Annotated in this window: 7 protein-coding genes, 2 tRNA genes and 3 rRNA genes; 4 read left to right on the forward strand and 8 right to left on the reverse strand. The window is 50.7% G+C overall.

Going from position 1 to position 12,648, the window contains the following annotated elements; all coding sequences use genetic code 11:
- The first annotated feature begins 14 nt into the window (after positions 1 to 14).
- From gloB to ACXAGQ_RS03975, 3 genes are all read left to right on the forward strand, one after another.
- Positions 15 to 773, forward strand: a complete 759-nt coding sequence (gene gloB, locus ACXAGQ_RS03965; RefSeq protein WP_475251980.1) for a hydroxyacylglutathione hydrolase — start codon at positions 15 to 17, stop codon at positions 771 to 773.
- 70 nt (positions 774 to 843) lie between these two features.
- Positions 844 to 2,412: a lytic transglycosylase gene (locus ACXAGQ_RS03970; protein ID WP_475251982.1), complete on the forward strand. Its 1,569-nt coding sequence runs from the start codon at positions 844 to 846 to the stop codon at positions 2,410 to 2,412.
- Positions 2,409 to 3,098, forward strand: a complete 690-nt coding sequence (locus ACXAGQ_RS03975) for a Yip1 family protein (RefSeq protein WP_475251984.1) — start codon at positions 2,409 to 2,411, stop codon at positions 3,096 to 3,098. Before ACXAGQ_RS03970 ends, ACXAGQ_RS03975 begins: the two co-directional genes overlap by 4 nt.
- On the opposite strand, the gene ACXAGQ_RS03980 is transcribed toward ACXAGQ_RS03975, so the two are convergent.
- A complete protein-coding gene (locus tag ACXAGQ_RS03980; protein ID WP_475251986.1) occupies positions 3,085 to 3,927 on the reverse strand; it encodes an endonuclease/exonuclease/phosphatase family protein in 843 nt (280 codons plus the stop codon). The genes ACXAGQ_RS03975 and ACXAGQ_RS03980 overlap by 14 nt on opposite strands.
- Positions 3,928 to 4,002: 75 nt before the next feature.
- On the reverse strand, positions 4,003 to 4,338 hold the full coding sequence (locus ACXAGQ_RS03985; protein WP_475251988.1) for a DUF1904 domain-containing protein: 336 nt from the start codon (positions 4,336 to 4,338) through the stop codon (positions 4,003 to 4,005).
- Between the two features lie 202 nt (positions 4,339 to 4,540).
- On the opposite strand from ACXAGQ_RS03985, the gene ACXAGQ_RS03990 reads away from it, so the two are divergent.
- Complete coding sequence (locus tag ACXAGQ_RS03990) at positions 4,541 to 4,879, forward strand: hypothetical protein (protein WP_475251990.1); 339 nt, start codon at positions 4,541 to 4,543, stop codon at positions 4,877 to 4,879.
- A gap of 163 nt (positions 4,880 to 5,042) precedes the next feature.
- On the opposite strand, the gene ACXAGQ_RS03995 is transcribed toward ACXAGQ_RS03990, so the two are convergent.
- The 6 genes from ACXAGQ_RS03995 to ACXAGQ_RS04020 form a co-directional block, all read right to left on the reverse strand.
- Positions 5,043 to 5,119 (reverse strand) — tRNA-Trp (locus ACXAGQ_RS03995).
- 36 nt (positions 5,120 to 5,155) lie between these two features.
- Positions 5,156 to 5,232: transfer RNA gene (locus tag ACXAGQ_RS04000), tRNA-Asp, on the reverse strand.
- 144 nt (positions 5,233 to 5,376) lie between these two features.
- Positions 5,377 to 5,492: ribosomal RNA gene (gene rrf, locus ACXAGQ_RS04005) — 5S ribosomal RNA — on the reverse strand.
- Positions 5,493 to 5,575: 83 nt separating this feature from the next.
- Positions 5,576 to 8,462 (reverse strand): 23S ribosomal RNA (locus ACXAGQ_RS04010).
- Positions 8,463 to 8,821: 359 nt separating this feature from the next.
- Positions 8,822 to 10,374: ribosomal RNA gene (locus ACXAGQ_RS04015) — 16S ribosomal RNA — on the reverse strand.
- Together the 16S, 23S and 5S rRNA genes with 2 tRNA genes alongside form the textbook arrangement of a ribosomal RNA operon.
- 422 nt (positions 10,375 to 10,796) lie before the next feature.
- Complete coding sequence (locus ACXAGQ_RS04020; protein ID WP_475251992.1) at positions 10,797 to 12,617, reverse strand: extracellular solute-binding protein; 1,821 nt, start codon at positions 12,615 to 12,617, stop codon at positions 10,797 to 10,799.
- Between the last annotated feature and the right edge of the window lie 31 nt (positions 12,618 to 12,648).

The raw sequence follows: 12,648 nt of genomic DNA on the forward strand, positions 1-12,648 counted from the left end.
CCGGAGAAACAAAGATGCTGACCATTAAAAGCATACCTGCATTCAATGACAATTACATCTGGCTGATTCACAGTCCGGATAACCGCTGTGTGGTGGTCGATCCCGGTGATGCTTCCCCGGTGCTGGCATTTCTTGAACAAGAAGAGATGGAACTTGATGCCATCCTGATCACCCACCACCACCATGACCATATCGGTGGGATCAGCGAACTCAAACGCCGCTACCCGAATATCAACATTGTCGCACCTTCTGCCGAGCCTATCCCGGGTGTATCCCAATCAGTCGATGATGGCGACCAGGTTGAAATCTTCGGCGAGCGCTTCATGGTACTTGGTGTGCCGGGTCATACTGCTGGCCACGTGGCCTACGTCGGTGACGGCAAGCTATTCTGCGGCGATACCCTGTTTTCTGCGGGTTGCGGCCGATTGTTCGAAGGCACCCCCGAACAAATGTACTACTCGCTACAGAAGCTGAGTGCCCTGCCGGATGAAACCGAGGTGTACTGCGCCCATGAATACACCAGCAGCAACCTGGCTTTTGCCCTTGTCGCCGAACAAGACAACCCGCACCTGCAGCGCTACCGCGAAGACGTAAGCAGAATGCGGGCGCAAGGGATAAGCACCATCCCTAGCACTTTGAAACAAGAAAAATTGATCAACCCATTCCTGCGCTGTGACCAGCTAAGCATCAAAAAATCAGTTGCAAATAAAGCAGTTAACGATAGTGATGTAGAGACCTTTGCTGCCCTGCGCCGTTGGAAAGACGAATTTTGACCTGTGTCACTTGTAACTAAGGTGGTTGGACAAGTATTATCTCCAACTATTTTGGCTATAGGCTGGACACATGAAAACCCGATTTTTTTTGGCGAGTGCGCTACTTCTGGCTGGTTGCCAAATTACAAATACGACAAATACAGTAGAAGAAGAAACAAACACAACAAATAACGATCCTGCGGCCCAGGTTGCCCCAACGGCAACAACACCTACTCCAACACCTAAGCCGCAGGTGGTTGTACCGAAGAAAATTCCAACCCCTCAAGAGCAGCAAGATGTGTGGGAACGCATCAGCATGCAGCTGAGGGCGGATATCCCCAACGACCAACGCGTCATCCACTACCGTGACTGGTATCTCCGTCACCCAAGCCACCTCAATACCGTTGCCCAGCGTGCCGAACCTTTCCTCTATATGATCACCGAGGAAATCGAGAAGCGCGACCTCCCGCTAGAGCTTGCCCTGCTACCGATTGTAGAAAGTTCTTTCGACCAGTTTGCCTACTCCCACGGCCGAGCAGCCGGTTTGTGGCAAATCACTGCACCAACAGGCCGCAGCTTTGGCCTTGAGCAGAACTGGTGGTATGACGGTCGTCGTGACGTGGTAGAATCGACCCGTGCAGCACTGGATCTACTCGAGTACCTCAACCGCAAGTTTGACGGTAACTGGCTTCACGCCCTTGCCGCCTACAACACCGGTGAAGGCCGTGTGTTCCGTGCGATCCGCAATAACAGAGCAGCTGGTAAACCGACTGACTTCTGGTCGCTCGACCTACCACGAGAAACCAGCGACTATGTGCCGAAGCTGCTTGCTGTTTCTGACGTGATCCAGAACCGCGACAAATACGGTATCAGTATTCCTGCAATCGACAATGAGCCAGCAGTGAAACTGGTTAAGCCTAAAACCCAGATGGATCTGGCGATGGCAGCAAAGTTTGCCAATGTTTCCCTGGATGAGATCCAACGCCTTAACCCTGGCTACAACCGCTGGGCAACCGCACCTGAAGGTCCGAGCCACCTGCTGTTGCCAGTCAGCAAAGTCGACAAGTTCAATACAGCCTTTGCTGAAAATGGCCACCGTGGCATGAAAGTGATCCGCTACGAGGTCAAGCCGGGCGATACCCTGAGTGTACTGGCCCGCAAACACAAGACGACGACCAAGCAGATCCAGCGTGCCAATAACATGAGCGGCACTAATATCCGCGTTGGCCGCCACATCCTTATCCCGGTAGCAATGCAAGATGGCGAAACTGTTGCCGCCCGTATGGCGAACAACACCCAGCAAAGCCACGGCAGCGGCTACCGTACAACCTATACTATCAAATCCGGCGATAGCCTGTGGACCATTGCCCGCCAGCAAAAAGTCTCTATTGACCAAATCACCCGATGGAATGGGATCAGCAAAAACTCGCCGCTTCGTGTCGGCCAGAAGCTGACCCTGTGGAAGTCGAGTGAGACCGGTGGCGTGATCCGTACGGTTTACTACAAGGTTCGCTCTGGCGACAACCTGAGCACCATTGCCCAGCGCTACAAGGTAAAAGTTGCCGATGTCGTGAAATGGAACCAGATCAGTGGCCAGAAGTACCTCAAGCCGGGACAGCAATTGAAGCTTTATGTTGATGTTACCAAGGTAAGTGTATGACGCCTTCCAAAAACCCGTTTGTTGCGGTTCTCGATACCTTCCGCTCACCGATTGACTGCTTTGCTGCCGTCCACGAACGCCCTAAATGGGCGTTCCTTCCGTACCTGCTGATCATTGTCGGTCCTTTCTTTTTCTGGGGTGGCTACTTCAACCATGTCGATATGGACTGGTTGCAACAAACCCTGATGATGCAGCTGCCGAACGTCGAACAACAGGTACAAGAAGCCTGGCTGACCAAGGAAGTGCTGTTAGCTGGTGAGGTATTCAGTGATTTCTTTGGCCGGACGGCCGCGATTTTTGTCTTGGCGCTGTGGCTGAACCTGGCAACCAAGAGCAATAGCTACAAGCACAGCTTTGGCAAATGGCTGGCTGCGGCATGCTTCATCATGCTACCGGCAATCATCGGGGATTTCGCCAGCTACCTGAATGCGGTGTTCAATACCACCAACTTTTTGCCTAACGCGGCGGATCTCAACAGCCTCAACGGCTTCTTGAAGCTCCCGCTCAACCACCCGTGGTCGGCATTTGCGACTACGGCACCTCTGCTGGCACCTTGGTATATTGCCCTGAGCTATGCTGCGGTTGCGGCGTGGACAGACTATGACCGCGCCAAATGTATCATTGTCGCGGCCCTACCATGGCTGCTGACACTGATCGTCTGGCCGATAATGATTATTGCAGCCTAAAGTTAGCAATGATCGGGTTATGATCGGAGGCATCGGTTGACGGTGCCTCTGCACTTACCAAATCTAACCCACGGTAATACAGGTGATCGAGCGGTTTACCAAACACCTTCACTCTTTGGTCACGACGCAACACCACATCTTCCAAGCCCAAGCTACGGGCAAACTCATCAACCACATCCAATCTAGCCTGCCGCCAGGTATTGAAATCACCGGCTAAGATCACCGGGCCAATATGCTTGTCCAGTACCCGCTTTAGCGTTCTAAATTGCTCCTTATACTCTTCCAAGCCCAAAGCAAAGTTAACGCCATGCAGGTTAACCACCGCCAGAGTCTGGCCATTTGAAAGCACAAACTCGGACAGCAAGGCAGATTTCGGCAATCGCAACCAAGGCTCCATGGCTAGGTAAGCACAGGTCGTCTTGGCATTGACCGAGGACAAGTTCATCACCCCTGCCGGGGTATTGAGAAACTTGAAGGCATTGGCCATCCTGACTTTCCACTGGGTATCGTCGAGATAGTCTTTCAGCTCGGTCGTCAAGCTCGCCTCTTGGAGCAATACCAAGCCGCTATTTTGGCTGAACCTTTCCAGTTCGCTGCGCCAATTATCCTTCTGCTGCTTGTAGATATTCCACACCGATACCGAGAATGAACCATCATTATCCAACGGCATGGCTACATCGCTTTTTATACAGTTGAACGAGAACTGCGGTGCCAACACATTGGCACTGACCTCAGGCACTTCGGACACATCAAACGACAAGCCCGTGCTGATCCCCAACGCTCCTGCGACTACCCCCAATCCTGCTACAACCTTGGTATAACGCGACATCTCACCTACCCAACCAACAACTAACTTAACAAGCGACCATAGAAAGGGAAAGCGGCCTGTTGGCCGCTTTGAGCATTAGTAATGACTACCGTTGTCATAATACGCTGACGGTGTCAGCGCAGAGAATATCACCGCAACATCCTGCTCCGGCTCTTCAAGTTCAGCACGCACAGCCTCGGTGATCAGCTCGGCAACCTGATCCTGAACCTCCTGGCCACGATCAAACCACAGCACTTCCACAAATGGGTAGGCATCGGATACCTCGCCATCGAAAATGAAAGTGGTTGAGATATGCTCAAGGGTAAAATCCTCACGAGGACAAGCCATTAGCGGCTGCAGATCGTCAACCAGCTTGGTCGACAACGCCTTCACATGATCAAATTCAACGGCTCTGAAACGCAGGTGCGGCATAGTAGCTCCAATTTTGCTTAACCTGAAAAAGCCACAAGATACCACCTAACACATCTTTTTCGCACCTATTTTTGTCAATTTAGGGTCAAACCCTACCCCCAGCCCTCCCCATTCAAAGTGTTTCACATTTCATTGCGAGAAATAATTTGCTACCATACTGCACGTATAAAACAGCGTTCAATTATTTACAGACAGTAAAACTATGTTCAAGAAAATACTTCCCCTGCTGGTGCTTGGCCTTACTCTTACTACACAAGCCCATGCGGCAAGCAGCAATAATGACCAGCGGATCAAAGAGCTGGAATACCAGATCCGTTTACTGACCCAAAGAGTGGATAGCCTGGAAAGGGAGCTGGATAGAAAACACGATTACGATCGCCACGACCAAATGTACCAATGCCAAATGAATATCTTTGGCGAAACATATAAAGGTCGCTCAGCAAGCCGAGGTAAAGCGATCACCAAGGTGGTCAATCAGTGCACCAGCGATCATGATGAGATGTTCTGCCGCCCAGAAGCGGTACGCTGCAACAGTTACTGATAAAAAACGCCCTCAACTGAGGGTGTTTTTTTGAATATACAACAGACGTAAAAAGCCCCAGTCTTTAGACTGGGACGCCTAGTCTGAGGCTATTACGCAGTAACACAAACTTAAATTTGGCATATACGAAAAAGGCCTAGTCTTTCGACTAGGCCTTGTAATGTGGCAGGGGTGGAGAGATTCGAACTCCCAACACGCGGATTTGGAATCCGCTGCTCTGCCAATTGGAGCTACACCCCTGTAGTTGTTTTAAAGACTTAACTTTGTCTGAATAAGTGGCGGAGCGGACGGGACTCGAACCCGCGACCCCCGGCGTGACAGGCCGGTATTCTAACCAACTGAACTACCGCTCCACACGGTATCTATTATTCACCAATTTTGCGCCTTGGTGAAGTTGTCGCTTGTTGAAGTAGGTTTCGAACCGAGTAGCGGAGTGTACGCTAGTACATGAGCAACACAGGTATCGAAAGATACGATAACAAGTAGACAAATTTAAAGCCTGGCGATGTCCTACTCTCACATGGGGAGGCCCCACACTACCATCGGCGCTATTACGTTTCACTACTGAGTTCGGCATGGGATCAGGTGGGTCCATAATGCTATGGTCGCCAAGCAAAATTCTTACAATCTAAAAAGCTGATGTTCTCGACACTCATTCAAGTGTTTGTGGAGTCCGTAAAACCCCTTGGGTGTTGTATGGTTAAGCCTCACGGGCAATTAGTACAGGTTAGCTCAACGCCTCACAACGCTTACACACCCTGCCTATCTACGTCGTAGTCTCCAACAACCCTTCAGGAACCTTATAGGTTCAGGGATGACTCATCTTGAGGCTCGCTTCCCGCTTAGATGCTTTCAGCGGTTATCGATTCCGAACTTAGCTACCGGGCAATGCGTCTGGCGACACAACCCGAACACCAGAGGTTCGTCCACTCCGGTCCTCTCGTACTAGGAGCAGCCCCTCTCAATCATCCAACGCCCACGGCAGATAGGGACCGAACTGTCTCACGACGTTCTAAACCCAGCTCGCGTACCACTTTAAATGGCGAACAGCCATACCCTTGGGACCGACTTCAGCCCCAGGATGTGATGAGCCGACATCGAGGTGCCAAACACCGCCGTCGATATGAACTCTTGGGCGGTATCAGCCTGTTATCCCCGGAGTACCTTTTATCCGTTGAGCGATGGCCCTTCCATACAGAACCACCGGATCACTATGACCTGCTTTCGCACCTGCTCGACTTGTCAGTCTCGCAGTCAAGCGGGCTTATGCCATTGCACTAACCTCACGATGTCCGACCGTGATTAGCCCACCTTCGTGCTCCTCCGTTACGCTTTGGGAGGAGACCGCCCCAGTCAAACTACCCACCAGGCACTGTCCGCACCCCGGATAACGGGGCGACGTTAGAACATCAACACTACAAGGGTGGTATTTCAAGGACGGCTCCACCGAATCTAGCGACTCGGTTTCAAAGCCTCCCACCTATCCTACACATGTAGGGTCAATGTTCAGTGCCAAGCTGTAGTAAAGGTTCACGGGGTCTTTCCGTCTAGCCGCGGGTACGCAGCATCTTCACTGCGATTTCAATTTCACTGAGTCTCGGGTGGAGACAGCGTGGCCATCATTACGCCATTCGTGCAGGTCGGAACTTACCCGACAAGGAATTTCGCTACCTTAGGACCGTTATAGTTACGGCCGCCGTTTACCGGGGCTTCGATCAAGAGCTTCGACCGAAGTCTAACCCCATCAATTAACCTTCCGGCACCGGGCAGGCGTCACACCGTATACGTCATCTTTCGATTTTGCACAGTGCTGTGTTTTTAATAAACAGTTGCAGCCACCTGGTATCTGCGACTGCCAGCAGCTTAAAGAGCAAGTCTCGTCACCGCCGGCAGCGTACCTTCTCCCGAAGTTACGGTACCATTTTGCCTAGTTCCTTCACCCGAGTTCTCTCAAGCGCCTTGGTATTCTCTACCCGACCACCTGTGTCGGTTTGGGGTACGATTCCTTACTATCTGAAGCTTAGAGGCTTTTCCCGGAAGCATGGCATCAATGACTTCAGTGCCGTAGCACCTCGACATCGGGTCTCAGCCTAGTGTAATCCCGGATTTGCCTAAGATTACAGCCTACACCCTTGAACCTGGACAACCGTCGCCAGGCCCACCTAGCCTTCTCCGTCCCCCCATCGCAATAGTAAGAAGTACGGGAATATTAACCCGTTTCCCATCGACTACGCCTTTCGGCCTCGCCTTAGGGGTCGACTCACCCTGCCCCGATTAACGTTGGACAGGAACCCTTGGTCTTCCGGCGAGGGAGTTTTTCACTCCCTTTATCGTTACTCATGTCAGCATTCGCACTTCTGATACGTCCAGCACACCTTACGATGCACCTTCAACCGCTTACAGAACGCTCCCCTACCCAATACCTAAAAGGCATTGCCGCAGCTTCGGTGTATAGCTTAGCCCCGTTAAATCTTCCGCGCAGGCCGACTCGACCAGTGAGCTATTACGCTTTCTTTAAATGATGGCTGCTTCTAAGCCAACATCCTGGCTGTCTGAGCCTTCCCACATCGTTTCCCACTTAGCTATAACTTTGGGACCTTAGCTGGCGGTCTGGGTTGTTTCCCTCTCCACGACGGACGTTAGCACCCGCCGTGTGTCTCCCGGATAGTACTTACTGGTATTCGGAGTTTGCAAAGGGTTGGTAAGTCGGGATGACCCCCTAGCCTTAACAGTGCTCTACCCCCAGTAGTATTCGTCCGAGGCGCTACCTAAATAGCTTTCGGGGAGAACCAGCTATCTCCAGGTTTGATTGGCCTTTCACCCCTAGCCACAAGTCATCCGCTAATTTTTCAACATTAGTCGGTTCGGTCCTCCAGTAAGTGTTACCTCACCTTCAACCTGCCCATGGCTAGATCACCTGGTTTCGGGTCTAATCCTAGCAACTGAACGCCCAGTTAAGACTCGGTTTCCCTACGGCTCCCCTAAACGGTTAACCTTGCTACTAAAATTAAGTCGCTGACCCATTATACAAAAGGTACGCAGTCACCCCGAAGGGCTCCTACTGCTTGTACGTACACGGTTTCAGGTTCTATTTCACTCCCCTCACAGGGGTTCTTTTCGCCTTTCCCTCACGGTACTGGTTCACTATCGGTCAGTCAGGAGTATTTAGCCTTGGAGGATGGTCCCCCCATGTTCAGACAGGATATCACGTGTCCCGTCCTACTCGATTTCACTCGAAATGCGCTACCGGTTACGGGGCTATCACCCTGTATCGCTGAGCTTTCCAGCTCATTCACCTGTCGCAAAACTAGCTTAAGGGCTAATCCGGGTTCGCTCGCCGCTACTGCCGGAATCTCGGTTGATTTCTCTTCCTCGGGGTACTTAGATGTTTCAGTTCCCCCGGTTCGCCTCAATGCGCTATGTATTCACGCATTGATAACTGCTTATGCAGCTGGGTTTCCCCATTCGGAAATCCAAGAGTATAGTGATTCTTACCATCTTCTCTTGGCTTATCGCAGGTTAGCACGTCCTTCATCGCCTCTGACTGCCCAGGCATCCACCGTGTACGCTTAGTCACTTAACCATACAACCCCAAGGGGTCTGTTCGTATGGCTCAACAACCAAGGTTGTTCATCTGAGTATGTGATGAACTGTGTTTCGCCGGACTCATCTCTTATTTTCACTTTTCGAAAAAGTGAAGACAAAAGTTACAAGACACTTGAATGTGTGTTGCTTGAGAACTCGTTCCTACTTTATTCAAGTAGAAACTATTAGTTATTGAATTCGAAAATTCAATTTACTAGTCAGCTTTCCAGATTGTTAAAGAGCATAACGCAAAAGCGTTAATCAATAACTGACGTTATTCATTAGCACTTTTGCTATTTCTAAAACCATTTCACCAAGCAATCTGTGTGGACACTGCATAAAACGCAGTCATATCGTTAAGGAGGTGATCCAGCCCCAGGTTCCCCTAGGGCTACCTTGTTACGACTTCACCCCAGTCATGAACCACACCGTGGTAAACGCCCTCCCGAAGGTTAAGCTATCTACTTCTGGTGCAGCCCACTCCCATGGTGTGACGGGCGGTGTGTACAAGGCCCGGGAACGTATTCACCGTGGCATTCTGATCCACGATTACTAGCGATTCCGACTTCATGGAGTCGAGTTGCAGACTCCAATCCGGACTACGACGTACTTTCTGGGATTCGCTCACTCTCGCAAGTTGGCCGCCCTCTGTATACGCCATTGTAGCACGTGTGTAGCCCTACTCGTAAGGGCCATGATGACTTGACGTCGTCCCCACCTTCCTCCGGTTTATCACCGGCAGTCTCCCTGGAGTTCCCGCCATTACGCGCTGGCAAACAAGGATAGGGGTTGCGCTCGTTGCGGGACTTAACCCAACATTTCACAACACGAGCTGACGACAGCCATGCAGCACCTGTCTCAGAGTTCCCGAAGGCACCAATCCATCTCTGGAAAGTTCTCTGGATGTCAAGAGTAGGTAAGGTTCTTCGCGTTGCATCGAATTAAACCACATGCTCCACCGCTTGTGCGGGCCCCCGTCAATTCATTTGAGTTTTAATCTTGCGACCGTACTCCCCAGGCGGTCTACTTAACGCGTTAGCTCCGAAAGCCAGTGTTCAAGACACCAACCTCCAAGTAGACATCGTTTACGGCGTGGACTACCAGGGTATCTAATCCTGTTTGCTCCCCACGCTTTCGCATCTGAGCGTCAGTCTTTGTCCAGGGGGCCGCCTTCGCCACCGGTATTCCTTCAGATCTCTACGCATTTCACCGCTACACCTGAAATTCTACCCCCCTCTACAAGACTCTAGCCTGCCAGTTCCAAATGCTATTCCGAGGTTGAGCCCCGGGCTTTCACATCTGGCTTAACAAGCCGCCTGCATGCGCTTTACGCCCAGTAATTCCGATTAACGCTCGCACCCTCCGTATTACCGCGGCTGCTGGCACGGAGTTAGCCGGTGCTTCTTCTGTCGCTAACGTCAAACACATACGCTATTAACGCATATGCCTTCCTCACGACTGAAAGTGCTTTACAACCCGAAGGCCTTCTTCACACACGCGGCATGGCTGCATCAGGGTTTCCCCCATTGTGCAATATTCCCCACTGCTGCCTCCCGTAGGAGTCTGGACCGTGTCTCAGTTCCAGTGTGGCTGATCATCCTCTCAGACCAGCTAGAGATCGTCGCCTTGGTGAGCTCTTACCTCACCAACTAGCTAATCTCACCTGGGCTAATCCTGACGCGAGAGGCCCGAAGGTCCCCCTCTTTGCTCCGAAGAGATTATGCGGTATTAGCCATCGTTTCCAATGGTTATCCCCCACATCAGGGCATATTCCCAGGCATTACTCACCCGTCCGCCGCTCGCCGCCCAACAAATCCCCCGAAGGTTCAATGTTGTCGCTGCCGCTCGACTTGCATGTGTTAGGCCTGCCGCCAGCGTTCAATCTGAGCCATGATCAAACTCTTCAATTAAAATTTGATTGCTACTAAATAAATAGCGGCTCAATGAAATACTGTTAAACCATTACCGAAGTAATGATTGAATTGACTGTGCCAAATCATAAGTAAACTTAAAATTTGTATTGGTCACTCAGTTTCATTGATAATTCTTTTGTTGACTATCATTTCACGAGTGCCCACACAGATTGCATGGTCAAATTGTTAAAGAACAATACTGATTGTTCAACAGCTTAAGTTGCTGTATTCCGTGTCAGTGAGGCGGCATTATAGAGAGTTGAGCGAAGCTGACAAGCCCTAAATTCAGAAAAGATTGCCAAAATAAGCCAACCGTGCATTTTTTGCACAATGACATGCGATTCAGTTCGCAAAAGAAACAAGGCACCCTCGCGGGTGCCTCGATATATCCAATACGCTTTGCCGGCTCAGGCTTATAGCTATGGTTTGTACTTGGTATCCGTAACCGTGACAGGCTCAAAGCTCTGCCCTTGTTTCACTGCCTTTTGTGTCGCTTTCTTCACGTCTTGGTCAATCCAGTAGGTACCAAAATCATCCATACGGCCGATAGTGAACAAAGCCTCGGTTTTCTTTTGCATCGGGTTGGCAGGGTATTTCATCCAGCGCCAGTAGCCAGCACGGATGTAAGGCGACATTACCCCCGGTACAATTACTGTCGCATCATGGACCTGTCGCTGGATCTCACGCGATAACCTTTCCTTTTCCTTACTTGAGAACACCGATCGGAATTGCATAATCAGCTCGTCCAACTCTGGCGTACTGTAATTGGTAAAGTTGTTGTTCTGAGGTTTGCCAGCATTAGCACTGTGGAAATACTCCCAGTACTGTGGTCGAGGTGCCGTCCCCATCGAGTGGTAGGAGATTTCATGCTTTTTCTCGAGTGCAAATTTAAAGGCTGACGAACCATCTACCAGGTTCATAGTCAATTCTAACCCGGCGGCTTTCGCTTGCTCTTTGAGGTAAGCCAGTTGCTTCGTAACCACCTGGTGGCTGTAGGTCACTGCGAAGCTGAGACGCTGGTTATCCTTATTGACACGGATACCGTCAGCAGCAATGCGGTCAAACCCTGCTAGTTCGAAATACTTGATAGCAGCATCCGGCTCGTAAGGTAGCGGTGATAACTCATCATTGGTAAAGGCTCCCAGCCCCACACCAAGCCCGTTAGGTTTACGGCTAAAGTCACCCCGGAAGATTTTTTCGTTCAAACCTTCGACGTTCAATGCATGGGCTACCCCTTTACGGACATTGATGTCATCTAGCATCGGTTTGTCAGTATTGAGCCAAAATCCCCCGGCTCCAATTTCCATTTGGTTATAGCCCCAAAAACGGTGGATATAACCATTTTTAAATGGCTTTGACTGGCTTTTATCGTACCAGAGCTCAGGCCGCCCTAGGGCATAGACATCCAGATCGCCCTTTTCAAAGTGCTTAAACGCAATATCATTATCACGGATTATCTTGATCCGCACTTTCTCTACGTTATATCGGTTCTGGTAATAGCGATTAGTATAACCCCACCAATCCTCACCGACATGCTGCATGGTGATGGATTTGCCTTTGCGAACCTTCCCGACATGGTACGCTCCCAGTGTAGGCTCAGGCTTGAAGTTAAAGCGGCGTACGAAATTATCATCGACGCCATCATTATTCTTGTCTGTTTTCGGTTTCAGGAAGTGTTCTGCACGCGGCTTCAGGCGGTGGGTAAAATACAGCAGAGCATCATTGTCCAGCTCCTTGGCGAACACTACTTCGAGCGTGTGCTCATCCAGTGCATCAATACGGTCGATTTGGGTACTGTAATACGTGTTGTACCAAGGGTCGATAATATCCTTGGAACGGTAGAACTGGAGCATATAGCTAAAGTCCGACGCCTTGAGGGGCTCACCGTCCGACCATTTCGCTTCAGGGTTCAACTTGAGGTAAATGGTCTTGTTATCATCACCAAAAGCCCAGTGGGTGGCGATATCCGGAATATATTTCAGCGTATCTGGATGACGCTGCAGCAACTGCGGCTGCTTATCAAGCAACCACACCCTGAAAGCACCATTGCCATCCGGGCCAACGGTACGGAACGTTTGTGGAAAGCTAGGCATAGATGTACGCAATGTGCCGCCAAATTTAGCCTCGGGCGAGGCAAACAGCGGCTCATTATTGTTAGTGATCCACTCAAGGTTGCCGGGCATCGCGGCCCATGACATCGCAGGGAATAGCATAGCTGTGGCGAGTAGCGTCCTTTTCATTCTGTTTCTTCCTTTTTGCCGCTTAGTTCTT

This window comes from Photobacterium sp. ABD4_091, from assembly GCF_056160145.1.